At 57.9% G+C, this 21,148-nt stretch carries 22 protein-coding genes; 12 read left to right on the top strand and 10 right to left on the bottom strand.

Annotated features, from left to right (window positions below; all coding sequences use genetic code 11):
- Positions 1 to 13 precede the first annotated feature (13 nt).
- Both HT585_RS23780 and HT585_RS23775 read right to left on the bottom strand, forming a co-directional pair.
- Positions 14 to 808: an SDR family NAD(P)-dependent oxidoreductase gene (locus tag HT585_RS23780; protein WP_176355440.1), complete on the bottom strand. Its 795-nt coding sequence runs from the start codon at positions 806 to 808 to the stop codon at positions 14 to 16.
- 481 nt (positions 809 to 1,289) lie between these two features.
- Positions 1,290 to 2,159 (bottom strand): LysR family transcriptional regulator, encoded by an 870-nt coding sequence (locus HT585_RS23775; RefSeq protein ID WP_176355439.1) that lies wholly within the window; start codon positions 2,157 to 2,159, stop codon positions 1,290 to 1,292.
- A gap of 109 nt (positions 2,160 to 2,268) precedes the next feature.
- Here HT585_RS23775 and HT585_RS23770 point away from each other — a divergent pair, with 109 nt between their 5' ends.
- Positions 2,269 to 3,258, top strand: a complete 990-nt coding sequence (locus HT585_RS23770; RefSeq protein WP_176355267.1) for a zinc-dependent alcohol dehydrogenase family protein — start codon at positions 2,269 to 2,271, stop codon at positions 3,256 to 3,258.
- A 214-nt stretch (positions 3,259 to 3,472) separates the two neighbouring features.
- On the opposite strand, the gene HT585_RS23765 is transcribed toward HT585_RS23770, so the two are convergent.
- Genes HT585_RS23765 through HT585_RS23755 form a run of 3 tightly spaced genes read right to left on the bottom strand, consistent with a single transcriptional unit; the run spans position 3,473 to position 5,256 of the window.
- Positions 3,473 to 3,859 (bottom strand): DUF983 domain-containing protein, encoded by a 387-nt coding sequence (locus HT585_RS23765; protein ID WP_176355266.1) that lies wholly within the window; start codon positions 3,857 to 3,859, stop codon positions 3,473 to 3,475.
- Between the two features lie 46 nt (positions 3,860 to 3,905).
- Positions 3,906 to 4,214, bottom strand: coding sequence for a tautomerase family protein (locus HT585_RS23760; RefSeq protein ID WP_176355265.1), 309 nt, complete (start codon positions 4,212 to 4,214; stop codon positions 3,906 to 3,908).
- Between the two features lie 52 nt (positions 4,215 to 4,266).
- A complete protein-coding gene (locus HT585_RS23755) occupies positions 4,267 to 5,256 on the bottom strand; it encodes a zinc-dependent alcohol dehydrogenase family protein (protein WP_176355264.1) in 990 nt (329 codons plus the stop codon).
- A gap of 249 nt (positions 5,257 to 5,505) precedes the next feature.
- On the opposite strand from HT585_RS23755, the gene HT585_RS23750 reads away from it, so the two are divergent.
- A complete protein-coding gene (locus tag HT585_RS23750; RefSeq protein ID WP_112773111.1) occupies positions 5,506 to 6,222 on the top strand; it encodes a hypothetical protein in 717 nt (238 codons plus the stop codon).
- A gap of 78 nt (positions 6,223 to 6,300) precedes the next feature.
- A complete protein-coding gene (locus HT585_RS23745; protein WP_112773110.1) occupies positions 6,301 to 7,464 on the top strand; it encodes a trans-sulfuration enzyme family protein in 1,164 nt (387 codons plus the stop codon).
- Between the two features lie 350 nt (positions 7,465 to 7,814).
- Here HT585_RS23745 and HT585_RS23740 read toward each other — a convergent pair whose 3' ends face one another.
- The 3 genes from HT585_RS23740 to HT585_RS23730 all read right to left on the bottom strand — a co-directional run bounded on the left by HT585_RS23740 (position 7,815) and on the right by HT585_RS23730 (position 10,051).
- Positions 7,815 to 8,159, bottom strand: a complete 345-nt coding sequence (locus HT585_RS23740) for a carboxymuconolactone decarboxylase family protein (protein WP_176355263.1) — start codon at positions 8,157 to 8,159, stop codon at positions 7,815 to 7,817.
- Between the two features lie 10 nt (positions 8,160 to 8,169).
- On the bottom strand, positions 8,170 to 9,144 hold the full coding sequence (locus tag HT585_RS23735) for an MBL fold metallo-hydrolase (protein ID WP_425513779.1): 975 nt from the start codon (positions 9,142 to 9,144) through the stop codon (positions 8,170 to 8,172).
- An 82-nt stretch (positions 9,145 to 9,226) separates the two neighbouring features.
- Positions 9,227 to 10,051 (bottom strand): alpha/beta fold hydrolase, encoded by an 825-nt coding sequence (locus HT585_RS23730; protein WP_176355262.1) that lies wholly within the window; start codon positions 10,049 to 10,051, stop codon positions 9,227 to 9,229.
- Between the two features lie 501 nt (positions 10,052 to 10,552).
- Here HT585_RS23730 and HT585_RS23725 point away from each other — a divergent pair.
- Genes HT585_RS23725 through HT585_RS23715 form a run of 3 tightly spaced genes read left to right on the top strand, consistent with a single transcriptional unit; the run spans position 10,553 to position 13,625 of the window.
- Positions 10,553 to 12,601, top strand: a complete 2,049-nt coding sequence (locus HT585_RS23725; RefSeq protein WP_176355437.1) for a PAS domain-containing sensor histidine kinase — start codon at positions 10,553 to 10,555, stop codon at positions 12,599 to 12,601.
- Positions 12,602 to 12,605: 4 nt separating this feature from the next.
- Entirely contained in the window at positions 12,606 to 13,241 is a 636-nt protein-coding gene (locus tag HT585_RS23720) for a response regulator transcription factor (protein ID WP_176355261.1), read from the top strand.
- A gap of 3 nt (positions 13,242 to 13,244) precedes the next feature.
- On the top strand, positions 13,245 to 13,625 hold the full coding sequence (locus HT585_RS23715) for a response regulator transcription factor (protein ID WP_176355260.1): 381 nt from the start codon (positions 13,245 to 13,247) through the stop codon (positions 13,623 to 13,625).
- Here HT585_RS23715 and HT585_RS23710 read toward each other — a convergent pair.
- The gene (locus HT585_RS23710; RefSeq protein WP_176355259.1) at positions 13,597 to 14,562 is read right to left on the bottom strand and encodes an AraC family transcriptional regulator; all 966 of its coding nucleotides are present in this window, start codon (positions 14,560 to 14,562) and stop codon (positions 13,597 to 13,599) included. The genes HT585_RS23715 and HT585_RS23710 overlap by 29 nt on opposite strands.
- Positions 14,563 to 14,665: 103 nt before the next feature.
- Between HT585_RS23710 and HT585_RS23705 the strand changes: the two genes are divergently transcribed.
- The 4 genes from HT585_RS23705 to HT585_RS23690 are packed head-to-tail and all read left to right on the top strand — an operon-like array spanning position 14,666 to position 18,230.
- The gene (locus tag HT585_RS23705) at positions 14,666 to 15,118 is read left to right on the top strand and encodes a nuclear transport factor 2 family protein (RefSeq protein ID WP_112773104.1); all 453 of its coding nucleotides are present in this window, start codon (positions 14,666 to 14,668) and stop codon (positions 15,116 to 15,118) included.
- Complete coding sequence (locus HT585_RS23700; RefSeq protein WP_176355258.1) at positions 15,115 to 16,206, top strand: Gfo/Idh/MocA family oxidoreductase; 1,092 nt, start codon at positions 15,115 to 15,117, stop codon at positions 16,204 to 16,206. The genes HT585_RS23705 and HT585_RS23700 overlap by 4 nt, the downstream gene beginning before the upstream one ends.
- On the top strand, positions 16,199 to 17,233 hold the full coding sequence (locus tag HT585_RS23695) for a quinone oxidoreductase family protein (protein WP_176355257.1): 1,035 nt from the start codon (positions 16,199 to 16,201) through the stop codon (positions 17,231 to 17,233). The genes HT585_RS23700 and HT585_RS23695 overlap by 8 nt, the downstream gene beginning before the upstream one ends.
- A 4-nt stretch (positions 17,234 to 17,237) precedes the next feature.
- Complete coding sequence (locus HT585_RS23690; protein ID WP_176355256.1) at positions 17,238 to 18,230, top strand: zinc-dependent alcohol dehydrogenase family protein; 993 nt, start codon at positions 17,238 to 17,240, stop codon at positions 18,228 to 18,230.
- Positions 18,231 to 18,279: 49 nt separating this feature from the next.
- Here HT585_RS23690 and HT585_RS23685 read toward each other — a convergent pair whose 3' ends face one another.
- The gene (locus tag HT585_RS23685) at positions 18,280 to 19,215 is read right to left on the bottom strand and encodes a LysR family transcriptional regulator (RefSeq protein ID WP_176355255.1); all 936 of its coding nucleotides are present in this window, start codon (positions 19,213 to 19,215) and stop codon (positions 18,280 to 18,282) included.
- Positions 19,216 to 19,277: 62 nt separating this feature from the next.
- On the opposite strand from HT585_RS23685, the gene HT585_RS23680 reads away from it, so the two are divergent.
- A complete protein-coding gene (locus HT585_RS23680; protein WP_176355254.1) occupies positions 19,278 to 20,201 on the top strand; it encodes an SDR family NAD(P)-dependent oxidoreductase in 924 nt (307 codons plus the stop codon).
- Entirely contained in the window at positions 20,198 to 21,040 is an 843-nt protein-coding gene (locus HT585_RS23675; protein WP_176355253.1) for an NAD(P)-dependent oxidoreductase, read from the top strand. The genes HT585_RS23680 and HT585_RS23675 overlap by 4 nt, the downstream gene beginning before the upstream one ends.
- Positions 21,041 to 21,148 lie beyond the last annotated feature (108 nt).

Below are 21,148 nucleotides of genomic sequence, written 5' to 3'. Positions count from 1 at the left end.
TCAATGATGGACGTCAGAATGACTGATAACGGGCGGCTGGTTTGTTGGTGGATAGATTGTCGGCCATTGCCTGTCGGGCAGCCTCATAGGTATCCCACTCACCGACATCGTGAAGGCTGGGGATAGTGACAAATTCGTTGCGCGCCAGCCCCATGAGCGCCGCGTCGACCAACGCGTTTGCGGGCATGACAATTTCCTGAGGCAGGTGCTGCACAGGCAAGCCGGCAACATCCCAGAAGTCGGTGGCGGTGGCTCCAGGGAGGACGACCTGAACATGTACGTTCGTGTCGGCGAGTTCGTGGCGAAGGCTCTGACTGAAGGCGAGAACAAAGGCCTTTGTCCCGCCATAGACGCCATTGAGCCTCTCGGGCGCAACCGCCACGATGGAAGCGATATTGATGATGGTTCCAGCGTTGCGGCCGACGAAGGCGGGGACCGCGGCATAGGTAAGTCGCATCAACGCCTCGACATTGAGGGCAATCATCGTGCTCATAGCCCGAGCGTCGGATTGAAGCAGTGTCGAGGTTGCACCAACGCCGGCATTGTTGACCAGCATCGTTATCCGTGGATCATCGGCAATCTTCGCCGCGACCCGAGCTACATCATCCACGACCGTTAGATCGGCAGTGACCGTCTCGACAGTGCGGCCGGTCTGCTCGTGAATGGTCGCTGCAACTCGCCGCAACCGGTCGCCGTTTCGCGCGACCAAGATCAGATCATAGCCGTTGCGGGCCAGGCGATCGGCATAAAGCGCACCGATGCCGCTTGATGCACCCGTAATGACGGCCTTTCCTAATATCTCTTGCATCGTCGTGCCTTTCTTATTGTGGTGCGCGCAGACCGCGATCGTTTGCGAGCATCGGTGCGTGCTGATTTCCAATAGATTAGGTTGGATGCCCCCCGGCCGGTACTAAGAGGAAATGAGAACCAGCCTCTCGTTTCAGGGTCTCCGGTCAGTCCGGGCGCCGATATGGCGCCAGCTGGCCACTCACGAGATCGTCGAACGGCGTTTGGCGTTCCTGTTCGCAAGCCGCCTATCAGCTTGCTCCAGACACGTCGTCATTTTGCGATCGGTGTAATTTAATAGCCGTCGTTTGGGACTTGCCGACATCAAGCGGCTTCCTCTCGGATTCTCGCCCCACCGGCCGCCGGCGCAAGGCTCTATTCCTATGCAGTCCTGAGTAGATCGCTGGACGACAAGCAGGCCGATCGAACCACTTTTTTCCAAACTGTCGAAAATGGGGGCGGTTCAGCTGCCAAGAGCGGCGCCCCCGAGCGCGTAGCCGGCTCTATCGATATTGGCGTTGTATCACTTGTGCACGGTCACCAACAAACTGAGTAAGAGCTCGTAGCCGTGGAAGGCGACGGAGATCGTGATGGTATCCTAGCCAAGTATCCCTTCCAGGGGGGGGCTCCGACACCTCGACACGCTTCAATCCCTCCATCGAGTCCCCCAGCGGTCTTGGAAGAACGGCTATCCCAGCACCACCTGCGCATAACCTTGCCTGAACATCGCGATTGTTGCTTCGCATCGAAACTTTCGCATTCGGAAACTGGTTTTTCAGCCAACCTACGTCGGGCATGATTCCATATGCCTCGTCCATAATGATCAAACTGAATCCCGCTCCAGTGCCGGGCGAAGGGTCGTCCGATCCTTTAGCGACATACAGGCCATAGGGAATATGTAGCAGCTTGCGTGAAATGACTTCCGGCTCCATGAAGGGCTTGATGCGGAAGACCAGATCCGCTTCGCGACGCGCCAGGTTCAAAAGCCTTGAATCCGTGAGAACCTCGACGATTACGTGGGGATGCACACGCCTGAAATCGGCAAGGATGGGGGCGAGAATATGGATGCCGAACCAGTCAGAGCACGATATCCGCAAGGTTCCGGACAACGTGTTCTCGGTGCCCGCAAGCTGGCGCTGGAGTGCCAGCGCCTCCTCCTCCATCCGTTCGGCGTGCCCCATCACGACGGTGCCCTCATCTGTCAGGACAAAGCCGTCGGGCGTGCGCTGGAAGAGCGAATGGCCGACCGCGGCCTCAAGAGTCTTTAGTCGTCTCCCCATTGTCGGCTGCGTCAGGCCCAACTTCCTCGCGGCCGCACCCAGCGTTCCCTCCCTCGCGATCGCAAGGAAAAGACGGATGTCGCTCCATTCCATCATGACTTATGGCCCATTCAAAAATGCATGATCAACATACAATCTTTATGATTTTCATTCGGAAAATTCCATATCACAGTGCTGACATCAACTGAAAGGGATCAATCCTATGGGCACGATGAAAGCACTAGTTCTTGAAAATCATGGTACCGAATTCCGGCTCGCGCAGATCGCACTACCGGCTGTGGCCGAAGGCCAGGTGCTCGTCCGAGTTAAGGCGAGCGGCGTAAATCCGCTGGACACGAAAATCCGCGCAGGAGTAGCCGCTCATGCCAGACATCCGCTTCCCGCAATCCTGGGTATCGACCTTGCTGGGGTCGTTGAAGAAGTCGGCGCAGGCGTGACCGGATTTCGCCGCGGGGACGAGGTCTACGGCATGACAGGCGGAGTGGCTGGCGTTAAAGGTTCACTCGCAGAATTCGCGGCCGTCGATGCACGGTTGCTGGCCATTAAGCCATCTCACCTTTCCATGCGGGAAGCGGCCGCTCTACCCCTCATTTTCATCACGGCGTGGGAAGGCCTTGTGGATCGCGTCGGCATCCGGGCTGGCCAGAAGTTGCTCGTCCTCGGTGGCGGTGGCGGCGTCGGTCACGCAGCAGTGCAGATTGGAAAATCTCTTGGTGCGGACGTCTATGCAGTCGATGGAGCCCGGAAGGCTGACTACCTCAGGAGCCTTAATGCGACGCCAATCGACTACGTCACGGAAAGCGTCGAAGAATACGTCGCCAAGTACACACAAGGGCAAGGATTCGACGTCGTCTACGACACGATTGGCGGCGCTGGCCTGGACACTGCGTTCAAGGCAGTCGCCCGCTTTGGGCATGTGGTTAGCTGCCTCGGCTGGGGCACGCACGCACTGGCCCCGCTCTCATTCAAGGCCGCGACATATTCCGGAGTATTCACTCTGCTACCGCTGCTCACTGGCGAAGGCCGTGAGCATCACGGAGACATCATGAGGGAAGCGACGCGTCTCGCAGAAAAGGGCCAGTTAATGCCGCGTCTCGACAGTCGGTCTTTCACCCTCGAGAGTGTTATGGCGGCTCACGAGTTGATTGAAGCTGGCAAGGTGGACGGAAAGCTCGTCGTCGACATCGCGTAACGGCCAGGGTCTCGTCGTATCAAGGGCGAGGCCCTTTCTCTGCAATTTCTTCATATTTGCATACACCGGACGCCAGGACGTCCTCTCCGTCGAGTTACTCGCAATTGATCACGCGGTATTGGCGGAAGTCCACCTTTGCCGCGGCCCTGCCATTCCCGGGTGGGGCCAATCCCGGTGGCGAACAAGCCACTCTCGGCGCCGCCGCTAAATCTTGTCAACCTCGCCAGTCCCTATCAATTCGGCCCTCTTCGGCCTTGTGAAAGTATTGGGAGCATACCAGCCAACCTTTCAAAGGCCTCAGCAGCATAACACAGGCCGCCGTGAGCAAAGGTAGAGCACAAAGCAGATGTAACCAGAGCGGCGGCTCGAACGTAAGTTGGAACCACAGCGCGAAAGCAAGCGCCGGAACGGCGACAACAGTCATGGCGAAGAATGCGGGGCCGTCTGCAGGATCAGCGAACGAATAGTCGAGACCACAGACCTCACAGGAGGGAGCCAGGGACAGGAGCCCATTAAATAGGTGTCCCCGTTGGCAACGCGGACAGCGCCCCTTGAATCCGGTGAGTGCAGGATTGGTAGTCTCGTTATACTCGATGGCCATGTATCTGTCCCCTAACCATCGAAATCGAGATGAATGCCGTTGAAGGCTAGCTGGCCTCGGTCGTGGGCGGTAACGCCGCTGCGAACTCGTCACGAGACGTCGGGTTCCCGTCGATCATCTCGTAGACGGCCTTAGAGCGGCCAAGGGTTTCCATTAGCGAGGATGGCCCGGCGAAGGGTTGTCCGCCAATGTGCCAGCCATCGGCGTGAAGCTCCTCTATCAGAACCCAGGTAACGGAACGGAACGCCTCGGAGCCTTCGAACTTGACCATTACATCCGTGATCGCCTTCGCCAGCGCGTGCTTTTGGGTGCTTGTAAATACACCATCCACGAGTTTGATATTCACAAAGGGCATCGTATTCTCCTCTGCTTCTTTAGTTGGGGAAAATCGACAGGGCCGATCGCAATCAATCAAGCTCGACAACGAGCTTGCCGTTGGCCTTTCGGGTCTCGATTAGCTCGTGAGCGCTTGCAGCGGTCTCGAGCGTGAATCTCCTCGGATCGAGGCGCGGCGACACCTTCCCTGCCTCCACCAGTTTCGTAGCCTCCCGCATGATATCGCCATGGTGCTCACGCCCCTCACCGGTCAGAAGTGGGATCAGAGTGAAAACACCAGAGTAGGTAGCAGACTTGAACGAGAGGGGAGCCAAGGCATGAGTTCCCCAGCCGAGGCAACTCACCACGTGTCCGAATCGAGCGACGGCCTTGAATGCGGTGTCCAATCCTGCACCACCGACAGTGTCGTAGACGACGTCGAATCCTTTGCCGCCGGAGTGCTTTGCAACATAGGCCTCCACGTCCTCGGACGAATAGTCGATCGGTGTTGCGCCCAGACTGCGCAGATAGTCTGCCTTGCTCGCGGAATCGACGGCGCAGACGTCAGCTCCCAACGCCAACGCGATCTGGACAGCGATATGCCCAACGCCACCGCCGGCGCCAATTACGAGAACTGATTGTCCGGCCTGAACGTTCACTCGGTCGACGAGCCCCTCCCATGCGGTGATGAAGATCAGTGGCAGTGCCGCGGCTTCGCGCATCGAGACGTTCGACGGTTTGATTGCCAGAAGGCGCTCGTCAACCGCCGCATACTCCGCAAGCGATCCTTGATTGCCGCCCACACCTCCGGCCATCCCATAGACCTCATCACCTCGAGAAAACCTCGTCACACCCTCACCAACCTGCTCCACGACCCCGGCAAGATCGATTCCAAGTATGGCAGGCAATCCATGTCGGGCATGCGCCGCGGCACCCGCGCGGATTTTCGTGTCCAGCGGGTTCACACCGCTAGCCCTGATACGAACCAACACTTCGCCAGACTTGGGCACGGGATGCTCCAATTCGGAAACCCGGAAAGGTCCATTCGCGGCTTCGACCACCGCTGCTCGCATTGTCGGCATCTTGCGTCTCCTAAGCGTTCGTTGGGGACGACTGTGCGCCAACTTCATGGTGGCGGAAATCATATATACCTTTAGACGCGCGCTTTCGGCGCTGTGGCAGCCGAGCCCCGGCGGTTGCAAGTTCGGGTTAGAGCTCCCGCCCTAATGGAAGATATGATTTCCGATTTTCCGCAGAAGTGTACCTTATAGGAAGGGCTGATCAGGCATGATCGAGCCAGTCGTGGCTACTTGGTTATCGGGAGCAAACGTTTGAACAAGCTGCTCGACAAGGCCATCGCTGCTCATGGCGGCCTGGCAAGCTGGGGCGTGCACAACGTTGCGAAGGCAACGGCATCACTGGACGGCGATTTATGTGCGAAGTTCGGCGATCTGACACCCCGGCAGATAACCGTCTTCCAGCATCTTCAACGAGTGGTTATCGAGCCCCTTGGTTGCGTCGATTGCCGAAGCGACCTCGAGCGCAACCGTTTATCCATCCTCGGTAGCGACGGGTCGCTTGTTACTGGGGTCGAGGACGTGCGTTCCGCGCAATTGCAATACGACTTCAAGCTGCCGGTCGATCCATTAGTTGGAGTCTTACTGGCTTGCTCCACCGTTCGATCGTTCTTAACCGCGCCCTTCCACTTGATACTGGAAGGTGTCGAGCTATGCGAACTCGTCCCCTGGAACGAAGGTGGAAACCAATGGCGTGTTCTCAGGGCCGAGTTGCCGCCCGACCTTGCCACCGCCGCCCGGATCCATGACTACTTCTTCGATGCCAACTTCCTTCTGCGGAGGCATGACTACCACGTTGATGGCGACGCTGGCATAACGATCACCGAATTGCTTTCTCACTACGAAGATTGTCATGGGGTCAATATGCCAACCAAGTTACGCGGGTACCCTCGCCGGGCAGACCTAACACCGGATTTGTCTCGCTTGATGATTTCCATTGATATAAGCGGCCTGGAATTTTCGGTCGATTAACGTTCGTACCGAACCATGCACACGCAGGGGCCAGAATATGGTGAACACTGCTGATTTGCCCCGTGAAAAGGAAATAGAATGAAGGACCTCACGCACTGTGTCGTGACACCTCGCGTAAAGACCGAAGGCTTCGCACCACTCGGGGTTGGAGTGCACCGTGCGTCAACAATTGTCTTCCAGACGGCCGAGGACTACGCCGACCGCGGAAAACTCGGACCTGACGGTTACAGCTACGGTCTTTACGGGACGCCGACCACCAGAACACTCGAGGCCAAACTGACCGCTCTCGAGAAAGGTGCCAGAACATTCCTGACGCCCTCGGGCCAGGCGGCCAACGCGATTGCGATGCTTCCGTTTCTCAAGGCGGGTGACAGGATCCTCATAGCAGATTCCGTCTATCCCCCGGTGCGCGATTTCGCCAATACGGAACTCGTGCGCTTCGGCGTCGAGGTTGCCTACTACGATCCCGTCGATCCATCTGATCTCGAGGCCAGAATCAACGGCAACACCAAGATGGTCTGGTGCGAATCTCCAGGTTCCACGACGATGGAAGTTCAGGACTTGCCCGTCATCACGGACATTGCCCATCGGCATGGAGCACTTGTTGGCTGCGACAACACCTGGGCGACACCGCTGAACTACAAGCCCCTGACACTTGGAGCGGATATCGTCACGGAGGGGCTGACCAAATACATAGCAGGGCATTCGGACGTACTGCTTGGATCGTTGACGGTCCGTGATGAACAACTAACCGCTCCCATACGATCTACGCTCGGACGGATGGGTATCTCCGTGTCTCCGGACGACGCCTCGATGGTCCTGAGAGGCTTCGAAACGCTGGGCGTCCGTATGGGGCATGCGAGTCTGGGTGCCCTGCAGTTGATCGAAAGGATACAGGCAACGGATATCGTGGAACGTGTTATCCATCCAGCATTGCCGACCGATCCTGGCCATTTCATCTGGAAGAGGGACTTTCTTGGGGCATCAGGTGTCTTTGGCGTCGTTTTCAAAAGAGGCCTGTCCGATCGTGTCTTGCCTTGTCTCAATGTGCTCAAGACCTTTGCGATAGGCGCATCTTGGGGAGGAACACGCAGTCTCATTGCGCCTATGCCCGTCAAGGCCTACCGCACGGTGCGCAGGTGGGAGGCGGACGATCTCGTCCTGCGCATAAGTGTTGGGCTTGAAGATCATCAGGATCTTGTCGATGATATCGAAGCGCTTCTCGCGGAGATTTCAAGATGATGACACTCAGAGCGCTCGTGCTCACGTGGCTCAGGCGCTCTGTGCCCGCAGACAGAATGCGATGATGTCCGATTCAAGCAGGATTCGTACTACGCCCAAACAGGCTTAGGAACCCATCGCCTTTAGCTGCAAACGGCCGAAGAATCTCGCAAAGGGCCGGAAATCCGGGCACGTGGATTGAAGGCTCTCGTATTCCCGATCCCATCGGGTTCCGATGCTGTTCTTAACTCTGATATGGTTCTGCCAGCTTAGCCGAGTTCTGCAATTCACATCGAGGCAGGTTTTCGTCGCTCACGATGGCCTCAAGGTAGATTAGGAGTGTTTGAGCGTGGATTGTGTACCTCCCGGGCTCATGAACCCTTTGATTTGACAGCATCCATCACGCGTGTCGAGTAAACGAGTCCTGCACCAGCGTTGACGCCAATCGCCGTCCCGAGCGCCTCGGCGATTTCCTCTCGTGTTGCCCCGGCTTTGAGCGCTGCGTCAGAGTGGACAACGATGCAGCCGTCGCAGCGAAGGGATACCGCCGCGGCAAGGGCGATCAATTCGTTGACCTTAGCGCCGAGCAGATTTGTCTTCCGTGCGGCTCCGCCGATTGCCTGGTAGCCGCGGATGACATCCGGACTAAGCGTTGCCAGTTCACCTACCCCCGCAAGCACTTGTTCATGGTAGGCATTCCAGTCGATCATTGACATTGGTTCACCCTCACGTTTCAGCGACGCCGAGATAGACAAGACGGGTGAAGAACTCGGGGCTGATGACGAACTGCCCCCATTTGGCGTCGAACGCTGCGGTCGGTTTCGCCGCGATGACTTCGTCGATCGGCTTTCCCTCCGTCTTAAGCTTGGCAACGTTCCCGCGGATATCAACGAGCATCGTCCTATAATCGTCGAGTTCGGACTTCTTGCTCAGGGGGTGACCGTGCCCCGGGATAACAATTGTCTCCGCGGTGACTTTGGAGAGAATGTCTTCGACCGCCTTGATCGTGCCGTCGATGCCTCCTCCGGTCGAATAATCTATGAACGGGTAAATGCCGTTCCAGTAGAGGTCTCCGGTGTGGACAATGTTCGCCTCCCCAAAGCTTACGGAAATATCACCGTCCGTATGCGCGTTTGGATGATGCTTCAGCATCAAGGTCGACTTGTCGAGTTTGAGAGACATCTCATCGCCGACGGTTTCGGAAGGAACGGCGGCCAGCGGCGGCCGAGGAAACTCGAAATCCCAGTCCTCTACCTTTACCACCTCCATCAGATGTTTTCTGGTGTTTTCGTGCGCCAGGATCGCCGCCCCTTCAGCGTTCAGCCACTCATTTCCGTCGGTATGATCGAAATGCCAGTGGGTATTGATGAGATGCCGGATCGGCTCCTTGCCGAGCCCGGCCAACGCCTCCAGCAACCGAGGCCGAGATGCGGTGATGCCTCCGTCGATGAGGACTTTTCCGTCTGCGCCTGTGAGAACGGCAATGTTGCCACCGGACCCCTCCAGGATCGAGACACCCGCCCGCGTCTTGTGAACGTTGATGGGCGTTTTTGCCGCCGCGTCCCGAATCATGTCGACGATACCCTGGGTCTTCGCGAAGACCTGGCGCGGACTGAGCCAGCCTCCTGTGGCAGCGAAAGTTGAGGCGGCCATGCAGCATAGGCAAAAGCCGCGGCGGGAGAGCGTGAGTTCTTGGGTCATGCCAACTCCTTTCAGGAATGGCGGAGCGGCTCCAGGGAGCTTGGGAGTTCAGGTCACCTAAAGCCGCGTTGCCGCCAGGCGATCATGCCTGGAAGAAAGCCAGAAGATCGGGGTTGATGATCTCGGGGTGCGTGCTGCACATGCCGTGTGGTAGCCCCTTGTAGACCTTGAGCGTGCCATGCTTGAGCAGCTTGATCGACAGGAGGGCGGCGTCGGCAATCGGAACAATTTGGTCATCGTCCCCATGCATCACCAGAACAGGAACGTCAATCTTCTTCAGGTCTTCCGTAAAGTCGGTCTCGGAGAAGACCTTGATGCATTCGTAATGCGCTATCGCTCCCCCGATCATTCCCTGCCTCCACCAGTTCTGAATGAGTCCGGGCGAGACCTTGGCGTCCTTGCGATTGAACCCGTAAAACGGACCGGTTGGGACATCGAGATAGAATTGGGCGCGGTTCGCAGCTAGCTGTGCGCGGAGGTCATCGAACACAGCAATGGGCAGACCTCCGGGATTGCTGTCGGATTTCAACATTACGGGTGGGATGGCCGAGATTATGACTGCCTTGGCCACTCGGCCTTTCCCATGTTGCGCGACATATCGGGTGACTTCGCCGCCTCCCGTTGAATGCCCCACATGGATTGCGTCACGCAGGTCGAGCGCCTTCGCAAGCTCGGCGACGTCGGATGCGTAGGTATCCATATCGTTGCCGGTCGCGGTCTGCGTCGATCGGCCATGGCCGCGTCTGTCGTGAGCGATTACCCGGTAGCCCTTGCTGAGGAAGAAGAGCATCTGATTGTCCCAGTCATCGGCGCTGAGCGGCCAGCCGTGATGGAAGACGATAGGCTGACCCTTTCCCCAGTCCTTGTAGAAAAGCTGCGTTCCATCCTTGGTCGTAATCGTGCCCATTGTCTTTTCCTCGGCTGATCGTTGCTGTGTCTGTCCACTCGCGGTCGATACCGGAGCAATTGTTGGGAACCCTAGGAGGGAGCATCCGACGGCTCCCGCGGCGCTACCCAACACGGCGCGACGTGAGATTGGAGGAAGGCCTGATTTTCGTTCTGCCATGACCTACATCCTTCGGTGGGCCGCTTGGACGACGGCTGGAACAGCGACTTCGACGGGATTTCAATCCCGTGCGTTGATCGCTTTCGGTGCCTTCAATGTTAGACAGGAGGCCCTACTCGGCCAATCATATGTTTCCGTTAGTCGTGGAAGCGCAACTAGCCTGATCTCATTGATCGAAGTATAGTTCCGCCGAACTCCAATGGTGCAGCCTGGGAGAATGTCGTGAGGGTGCATCAAATATGGAAATACGCACCTGCGCTTGCTATGGGATGCGCCGGAACTGCTCTGGGGATAGTGGAGCAGGAGCCGTACGGTGCGTTCTTCCTGGCCCTTGCGGCACCCATGCTTTTCAAACGCAGACAGGTCGCTGCGGCAATTGCGTTGGTCGTGATTGTCATCGGTGCTCTGGTCGTATTCCTGTCGTCCGATGGGTTCGCCTCCATAACCCGATCGGCGGCATTTCTATTGTGCGCACTGGGCGCATTCTGGCTTGTAAACGTATGGCGAGCGCGTGCTGATGCCGACCAACACCTCAACGACGCTAAACTGATCGTTGAAAGCATGCCGGGGCTAGGTTGGGCTACCGATGCCAAGGGAAACTTCGTTTACGTGAACCCGAGCGTGGTCGAGTACGTCGGCAAGCGGACCGACGAGTTCAACGCCACAGGGCGAACGGGGCTGGAGGCCGTTCACCCGGACGAGGCCGAACGCGTAACGGCGGCTTGGCTCACGAGCATGCGGGCTGGATCCTCCTTCGAGTCAATTCATCGCATAAGGCGGTCAAATGGCGAGTATCGCTGGTTTCACGCATACGGCCGCCCCCATTTTGATGAGCAGGGCAACATTCTCGGCTGGTTCGGAACAACAATCGACATCGATGAGAGGAAGCGCGCTGAGCAACGGCTGGAGGAAAGCGAAAGGCAGCTTCAAACACTGATCGATACGATGCCGGTGATGATATGGTGTGCCTCCCCGGCGGGCGTGCCGATCTACCAGAACCCCAAGACCCTAGAATACCTCGGAGCGACATTCGAAGAGATAAGATCGAACAATTTCGGTGTCGTTCATCCGGACGATATTGAAGGTTTTCAGTCGGCGTGGGCGGCCTGCGTCGAACGAAAGTCATCGCTCTCACTGGTCTGCCGATTGCGATATAACGACGGTACCTACCGTTGGAACAGGATCGACGCCTCTCCGCTGCTCAGCGAGGACGGTGACATCATCGAGTGGTATGGGACCAACGTCGATATAGAGGAGCTTCATCGGACGCAGGAGGAACTCCGGGCGAACGCAGAACGGCTTACAATGATGCTCGACACCCTTCCCGCCTTTGTGTGGTGCGCCAGCCCCGATGGGCAGCCTACCTATTTCAACAAGCCCTTGATGGAATATTCCGGCGTCACGCTCGAGGAGCTTCGTGGGGCAAACGGCTCGGGTTTCGCGCCGATGATAGGCAGCCTCGTCCACCCTGCGGACGCGCCTTTGTTGCGGCATCGCTTTGAGCAATCCTTCAAGTCGGGCCAGCCCATTGCACTGAAATACCGCCATCGTTTGGCAGACGGCTGTTATCATCTTGTCGACTGCAGGGCTCGTGTCCTGCGCGACTGCCAAAGCCGGCTCTTTCAGTGGTACGGTGTCATTGTCGACGTCGAGGAGGAAAGGCAGGCGCAGACGCAGCTTCAGAGGGCCCAGCATCAACTCGAACTCGCGACACGTGCCGCCAGTCTATCTGAATTGTCTGCCTCGATTGCCCACGAGCTAAACCAACCTTTGGTGGCTGTCGTCACCAACAGCAGTGCAACCGAAAGCTGGCTAGGGGCGATGCCTCCAAACATCGAACGGGCGAAGACCAGTGCCAGGAAGGCTGCAGATGCCGCGAACGACGCGGCCGAAGTGATCAGCCGGATAAAGGCTCTCTTCAGGCAATCGGGCGGAGCGAAAAGCCCGGGGAACATCAATGATGTCATCGAGGAAGCCTGCACATTGCTGCGCGAAAGGATTTCGGGTTCGAAGTGCGACCTGCGAACTCACCTGGAGCCGGACCTGCCGATCGCAAACTTCGACAGGGCTCTCATCCTCCAAGTACTTGTAAACCTCATTCAAAACGCGATGGACGCAATGGCGACCTTGAATGGAGCAATTCGACTGCTGGAAATCAGGTCGCGGTTCGATGACGGGAAAATCCTCGTGGATGTGCGCGACAGCGGTGTCGGACTACATGACAACGAGAAGATATTCGAGCCATTCTACACCACGAAGCATAACGGCATGGGGATCGGGTTGTCGATCTGCCGAAGCATCGTCGGCGCACACGCCGGAAAACTGTGGGCTTCGCCCGCAGAGCCCAGCGGCACTGTATTCAGCTTTGCACTTCCTTTGTCCGGAGGATAACCCGATGCACAGCGAGGAGAACGCGGTCTACGTAGTAGACGACGACAAGCGCGTCCGAGACGGGCTTTCCGAGCTCCTGGAATCGTGGCAGATCCAAGTTGCGACGTTCGCAACCGCGCAGGAATATCTGGATGCACCAAGGCCCCAGAGTCCTTCGTGTCTCGTACTCGACATAAGACTGCCTGATATCGACGGTTTCGAACTCCAGGCTCGGCTGGCGGATGACCCGCATCCCCCTATCATTTTCATAACAGGGCACGGCGACATACCAATGACTGTCCGCGCGATGAAGCTGGGCGCAGTTGATTTCCTTCCGAAGCCGTTCAGGGAAAGCGAGCTGCGCGCTGCGATCGAATTGGCACTCGCGCGGGACCGCGAGGCGAGATTCGATCGAGCTGCCCTTAGTGAGTTACAATCCAGACTGGAATGCCTTTCCGCCAGGGAACGCGATGTCCTTCCACTCGTTGTAAGTGGGCTAATGAACAAACAAGGTGCAGCGGAGCTTGGAATAAGCGAGATCACCTTCCAGATCCATCGAGGCAACATGATGCGCAAGATGCATGCTGACTCTCTTCCCGACCTAGTGCGGATCGCCTCTAAACTAAGCATACCGATCACCCACTCCCGACATGGAAACTGACGAATGGTCGCGCGGGCGGGTCATACCCTTGCAATTGTAGATGATGACAAGCGTGTTCTTGACGGGCTGCGTGAGCTTCTCGAGTCCGTAGGTTACCTGGCCCGTACTTATAGGTCGCCGAAGGCGTTTCTCTCCAGTGGAGACCTCTCCGCGTATGACTGTGTTATCACTGACATCAGCATGGGCTCGACGGACGGATTCGAGTTGGAACAGGCGGTCAGAGGCCGGGAACCGGAAATGCCGATGATACTGATGACAGGTCGCAGCGACATCGAGGATCGTGGTTTCGCAGGAGCAGATGAGCGCAGGGTCTTCATGCGAAAACCACTGAACAGCAAGGTGCTTCTCCAGGCGATTACGCGGCTTCTTGCATTTCCGCGATGATCGGGGTCGCCTGGCCTTCCTTTGCCTCTGAAAGGTTCTTTCTGTATTGGCTGGGCGCGCTTCCCATTACCCTCCTGAAGGCCTTGGTGAAAGCTGCCTCCGACCGATACCCCACGCTTCGCGATATCATGGAGAGCTTGCCTGCATTGCTTTCAATCAGTCTGGCTGCCTGGTAGATCCGCCATTCTGTCAGATATTCCAGCGGAGCTTGTCCGACGACATCCTTGAAGCGGGCGGCAAACGCTGAGCGCGACATACCAGCCTTCTTTGCAAGTTGATCCACCGTCCACGGCATTTGGAGCTCTGAGTGCATGGCATCGACCGCCAAGACCAGATTCCTGTCGGAGACTGCCGCCAGCCATCCCGTCTTTGGCGCTAATCCTTGCTGCGCGAAAGCACGGATCGCATGCACGAAAAGCAATTCGAACAGGCGACGCACCACGGCATCCGAACCGAGCCCCGGAGCATCTGCTTCAGCCGCGAGCAACTCAAGCACGGACTGGAATTGCCGGCTCCGGCTCTGCTCCGATTTGAGGTGAAGCAATTTAGGCAGCACATTGAGCAAGGGCCGGGTGTCAAGTCTGTCAATCTCGAAGAAGCCGCTTATGAACGTGGTCGTCGCCCCGCCTCCACCAAACTGAATCCTGTTGCCCACACGAAGGGTCTCGACATCAAGACAGTCCGTCGTGCGCGAGTCCGCGTGATCGTAAACCTGGTAAGGCTCGTTCCCGAACATGATGAAGACGTCACCTGCGCGCAACGACACCGTATGGGGATTTTCCCTTGTGGTGAGGACTCCTGATCCGCGGACCACGAGGACAAATTTGATTGCCGGATCGCCGATCGACACCACGCCCCATGGCGCGGTCGCGTCCAGCGTCGTGAACTTCGCTTTCCTAATTCGCATCGAAGAGAAGATGTCGGTCAAAGGATCCAACTAAATGTTCCCATTATGGACGATCAAGCCAAAACTTGGGACGATCGAGACTGAAGGCTCTTGCGTGTCATCGCTATATGGAGGCTCGAAAAGGAGATTCCAATTGCAAAACCATCACGCCGTGGTCGAAACAATACGCACGTTGAAAGCTCGCTACTGCCGATACGTGGATACCCAGAACTGGTCGGAATTCGCTGCGATGTTCGCACGCGATCCGTCGCTCCGCTTTATCGGCGAGGACGGTGTTGTGGTCGCCGAGTTTGACTCCCTCGACGAATTCCTGGCCGTCACCAAGGGCTACCTTGCTGGGGCACGGACAATCCATCAGGTCCACAATGACGAGATCGATGTCATCTCGGAGACCGAAGTCCATGCCATCTGGTCCATGGAAGACTACCTGATTTTTCCCGATGTCAATGACAGCCGGCCCGCCTCGATGCACGGGTACGGCCACTATCATGAAACATGGCTGCGCGAAGACGGACAGTGGCGCCTAGGGCACCTGGAGCTTCGCCGCACAATCCTAGAAATCAAGCCGAAGGAGAATGCGGCATGACCTCCAATCCTATTAAAGTCGGCATCATCGGCGTTCATCCGGACAAGGGCTGGGCCACCACTGCACATATCCCTGCGCTGAAAGCATTGCCTGAGTTCCAGATCGCGGCCGTAAGCCACAACAGACCGGAAATAGCTCGCGCGTCCGCCGAGAAGTTTGGCGCGGATCGCAGCTATGGAACGACGCATGAGCTTGTGACGGATCCGAACGTTGACCTGGTCGTCGTGACGGTCAAGGTTCCACATCACCTTGAACTCGTGACGATGGCTCTGGAAGCAGGTAAAGCCGTTTTCTCGGAGTGGCCTTTGGGGATGAACCTGCGCGACGCCGAAAAAATGCTAGCGCTGGCCAAGAGCAGGAATGCATTTACGGCGATCGGCCTTCAAACGCGCTCCGCCCCGGCCATCAACTTCATGAAGGATCTGATCAAGGACGGCTATGTTGGCGATATCCTGTCTGTTTCCGTCATCGGGTCTGGTATCATCTGGGGCGAGGAGATCAACGAAAGCTACCTGTACACACTGGATATGGCAAACGGAGCTTCAATGTTCCATGTGCCGTTCGCCCACTCACTTGACGCGACCCTCTACGCCATCGGTTCGAGACTGAAGTCCGTCAGTGGCGCGCTGTCGAACAGCCGTGCGATGACCCGTATAGCGGAGACAGGGAAAGAGGTTCCTTTGACAGCGCCAGATCAAATCATTGTCGCTGGCTTGCTCACGAACGGCGCAGCCCTTAGCGCCCACTTCCGCGGCGGTCTCTCGCGCGCCACGAACTTTCACATCGAGATCAACGGGACTAAGGGCGATCTCATCCTGACGAGCCCCGTCGGTTACGTCGGGCTGGGCGGCTTCACTGTAAAGGGCGCGCGGGGGGGCGAGCCGATGCAGGAATTGCCCGTGCCTCCACTCTACGAGACCCGCGGCTTCGAGGACGGTTTCAGTCAAAGCGTCGGTCTGGCCTATTCCCGCATCGCGTCCGACATGAGAAATCACACTAGGCTGTCTCCTTCATTCGAAGACGCTGTGGACCTGCACCGCGTTCTGGATGCCATCGTCTCAGGCAACGGGGAACGGCGCGATGTCTGAGAAAATGCAGGCACTCGTTGTCACCAGACCTGGCGGTCCTGAAGTCCTTCAGGTGCGGGAAGTCGACCGCCCCCGACTACGGGACGAGCTTGATGTTCTGATTAAAGTGAAGGCGGCCGGTATCAATCCGGCGGACTGGCAGAACAGGAAGAATGGAGCCGTCTACGACGGCGAAGGGAGTTCACAGAAAGACCCTACAATCCTCGGCATCGACGGTGTCGGCGTTGTGGTCGAAGCCGGACGAGACGTGGTGAACGTCCGGGTCGGCGACGAGGTCTGGTACGTGGACGGCGGCTACGCCGGAAACCCCGGAAGCTATGCAGAATACAAGGTCGTCCGTGCCGATTACGTCACTGCAAAGCCGAAGAAACTCGACTTCGTGGAAGCCGCCGCCCTGCCAGTTGTGGCCCTTACCGCATGGGAGGCCGTCTTCGAAAAGGCGAAGGTTACCCGTGGTGATCATGTATTGGTCCACGGTGGCGCTGGCGGCCTCGGGCATATCGCAATCCAGTATCTGACTTCTCTCGGAGCCAGGATCGCCACCACCGTTTCCAACGAGGCTAAGGCCGCATTTGTGAGGGAGCTGGGTGCCGATATCGCAATCAACTACCGGAAGGAGAGCGTCGAGGAAGCCCTTCACGCTTGGCGAGGCGAGCCCGGTGCAAACGTCGTATTCGACTTCGTGGGCCACGGAAACTTCGCGGCAAGCTTCGCCCACACGGCGCCTTACGGACGGCTGATTAACACTGTTGTGTCGGATTGGCCCGTCGAGGGAAACGGCCCGGCCGAGTGGAAGAACCTGGACATCAGCTTCGTCAACATAGGCCTGCCGCAGATCAGCCGCCATCATGCACATCGCCTACGCCAAACCGCTGCACTCTCACAGATTGCCGAACTCGTTGATCGGGGCAGCTTGCGGGCACGCATTGACAGGGTGGTGTCTTTCACGGGCGTCGGCGAAGCGCAAAGGGCACTTGAAGCAGGCGAAACTCTAGGCCGCCCGGTCCTTTTGATCTCAGGTGAGTGAAGCGATGCAACGTTGGGAATATCGGCCGCAGGAACGCGGTCTCATACTATGTGACGTTCCGATTCCGGAGCCCGGACCCAGGGAAGCTCTCGTCAAGGTGAAAGCGGTGTCTCTCAACTATCGGGATGCCGCCTTGATCGACGGAGCGATGGATTCTGGCCCAGACGGCGTCCTGGTGCCGGGGTCAGACATGTCGGGAGAGGTTGTCCGACTGGGACCGGATGCAAAACGCTTCTCGATCGGAGACCGTGTCATCTCGGCGGATACCATGAACTGGATCGATGGTCCGGCTCCGCCATACGAGACCAATAGCTTCCCGCTTCTTGGAAGGCTCGCCGAATATATCTGCGTGCCAGAAGACCGCCTCGTCGCTCCGCCGAAGAGCCTCACGAATGTCGAAGCAAGCACCCTCCCCGTCGCAGGACTGACGGCATGGTTTGCGTTGGTTGAACTTGGCCACGTAAGAGCCGGACAGACTGTTGTGGTCCAGGGTACCGGAGGTGTCGCATTATTCGCCGTACAGTTTGCCGCGGCGCACGGCGCGCGCGTTATCGTTGTGACGAGTAGTGACGAGAAGATCGAACGTGCGCGTGCGGTCGGTGCTTCCGATGGCATAAATCGCCAAATCCATCCTGCCTGGCACGAGCGTGTGTTGCAACTCACCGATGGATTCGGTGCACATCACGTACTGGAGATGTCGGGCGGCGAGAACCTTGGACTCTCCGTTGTTGCGCTGGCTCTAGGTGGGCGGATATCTCTGGTCGGGTTGCTAGGAAGCTCGGAAATCCGTGCGCCGATCGGACCAATCCTGTACAAGCGGGCACAAATCGTCGGCATCGGCGTCGGACATCGCCGGGCGCAGGAGGACATGGTCGCGGCAATCGACCGGCTCTCCCTGCGACCAGTGATCGACAGGACCTATCCATTTGCACAAACCCCGGAGGCGATTGCTCATCTGCGTCGCGGCCCGTTCGGGAAGGTTGTCGTGTCCATGTGAAGAATTCGAGACCCGTGCCAAAGGCCGCAGGTCTCGGTCTTGCTGGCGGCTATTGAAGGCCATGTTCACGAAGGAACGACACGAAGGCGCGCATGGAAGCGCTCAAATGGCGATGTCGAGGATAATACAGCGATAGCCCGGGATACGGTGGCGTCCATTCTTCCAGGACCTGCTCAAGGATTCCGGCATCCAGGGCAGGACCAGCCATCCACTTGGTCAAGTAAGCTAGCCCGTAGCCGTCGATGGCGGCTGCTAGAATGAGGCGGGAATTATCGAGGACCAGGCCACCCCTCGTCTCGGTAGCAAGAGCTTCTCCCCGCCGTTCGAATTCCCAGCGGTAAAGACTCCCGCTGGGCATCCGGAGTTGAATGCATCGGTGATCGACCAGATTGGCCGGCGAGCGCAAAGCCGGCGCATCTGCGAGATAGGAGGGAGCGGCTACAACGACATGCTGCTGCATCGGCCCAATGGGAACGGCGATCATGTCGTCGGAAACAATTTCACTGGAGCGGATGCCGCAGTCGAAACCGTGCTCGGCAATGTCGACCAGCCGTCTCTCGCTCACCACCTCAACCTGCACGTCGGGAAACGACGCCATGAATTTGAGCACGAGCGGACTGAGAACCTGTTCGGCAGCTGTAGCATCGGCGTTGATCCGTAGGGTCCCCGACGGCCGGGCATTGAAGTCGCTCAATTCGTCGGCCGCCTTCGCGATCTCATCCAGCGCGGGTCCCAGCCGGGCAAAAAACCGCTGCCCGGCATCCGTCAGAGAGACATTACGCGTGGAGCGGTGGAAGAGCTGAACGTTAAGGCGGTTCTCTAAACTCGCGACGCTATGGCTTAGCGCGGATGGGCTGAGGTCACATCTACGGGCGGCCGCACGAAATCCGCCGAATTGAGCCACGGCCAAAAAGGCCGCCAGCTCCGCCGGCGACAAAGCGCCGACTGTTCGAAATATCTCAGCATACTGTTCAGTCGTGTCCATCTACACAGAACAATGCACCAAGGTTATCTGAGTTGCAACCACAACAGTGAAAGGCCGAAGCAATGACTGACCAGCTTCCTTTTGGATTCTCAACTACGGCATCCGAAGTGCTCTCTGGGATAGATTTAACTGGCAAAACGATGATCGTTACAGGCGGAGCCAGCGGCATCGGTATCGAAACAGTGAAGAGCCTCGCCGCGGCAGGAGCATCGGTCACCATCGCTGCGCGCCGCCCAGGTGCTGCAGAAGATGTTGCCCAAGCGCTCAGAACCGAAACAGGCAACCCGAAAATTGAAGTGCGTGCGCTCGATCTATCCGACTTGAAGTCTGTCCGTGCTTTCGTCACCGACTGGGACAAGCCTGTCCACGCTCTCGTCAACAATGCCGGAATCATGATGTTGCCCGAGTTGGAGCGCTCTGCCGAAGGTTGTGAGATGCAGTTCGCGACGAACTTCCTCGGTCACTTCGCTCTGACGCTTGGCCTGCGTCAACACCTGGCGAAGGCTCAAGGCGCGCGTGTCGTCTCGGTCAGTTCAACAGGAAGTCTCTTTGGACCCGTGTTCTGGGACGATCCCCATTTTCGGTTCATACCCTACAATCCCCTGCTAGCATACGCTCAATCCAAGACTGCCTGCATCCTGCTCTCGATCGGCATCAGGGATCGCTGGGCTTCTGACGGCATCGTTTCGAACGCACTCAATCCCGGAGCCATCGCAACCAACCTCCAACGCCACACCGGGGGGCTGAGAACGCCCGAGCATCTTCGCAAGACTCCGGAACAAGGAGCTTCCACGTCGGTACTACTGGCGGCCTCGCCTTTGGTGGAGGGGATAAACGGACGGTATTTCGACAACTGCCAGGAAGCCCCTTTGGTTGCGCAAAGACCGGAGCGCAAGCTCGAAGGTGTCGCATCGTACGCACTTGATAGTGCCAATGCCGATCGCCTTTGGGAGATGGCTCTCAATCTCGTTGGAGAACACAAATGAGCGATCTCCCGCGTGTGGGTTTTATCGGGCTGGGTGATCAAGGTGCGCCGATGGCAATCGCGATCGCCGAGAAGTACGAGCTTCGTGTCTGGGCAAGACGTGGCTCCTCATACGAGGCCCTCGGACACGCCCCGCACATACGGGCATCCAGCCCGGCCGACCTGGCGGCAAGTGTGGACGTCTTGTGCCTGTGTCTTCGAAACGACGCAGATTTGCACGAACTGTTCGCCGATCGCAGGATATTCCGCGAACTCGGCAGAGATAGGATCATCATCAACCATGCCACCGGTGATCCGATCGAATCGGAAGGATTCGAAAGACTGGCGGCCGAGTGGGGCGTCCGGTTTCTCGATGCGCCGGTCAGCGGCGGGCGCCCGGGTGCGGAAGCTCGCTCTCTTACCTGTTTCGTCGGCGGCCAACCTGGCGCACTCGAGGACAGCCGGGACATCATGGGATGCCATAGCTCCAGCATTATAGCCATGGGCCCGGCAGGTTCCGGACAGATGGCGAAGCTCTGCAACAACGCTCTCACGATCTCGAACCTGCGCAATGTGGTCGAGGTGTTCGCGATGGCGAACAAGCTGGGCCTGTCCCTCGCCGGCCTTCGCGAGGCGTTCGCGCACAGCAGTGGAGCAAGCTTTATCCTCCAGGCCCTCGGAACCAAGGTGACGAAGACGAACGCGGCGCACATCGCCGAACTCAACCGAACGGACCTGCGCGAGTTCGCGGAGGCCATGAGCCGAAAGCACATCGATCCGACGGCTCTGCTGCAATGGGGAATCAGAGGCCCAGACGGCCTAGAGGAACTGGTTCGCCGATTGCCGCAGTCGAGCAGGTAATATGAACCCATGATTGGTGGGGGCTGAACCTATGTGTAGCTTTGTTCGAGCGGGCATCTCTCCACAGTGTGAAATGTAAGTCGCTCGCGCCTACCCCGCCAACAAGGG

Origin of the sequence: Ensifer oleiphilus (assembly GCF_013371465.1) — a bacterium.
GTDB lineage: Bacteria > Pseudomonadota > Alphaproteobacteria > Rhizobiales > Rhizobiaceae > Ensifer > Ensifer oleiphilus.
This window is presented reverse-complemented; position numbering and strand designations above follow the sequence as displayed.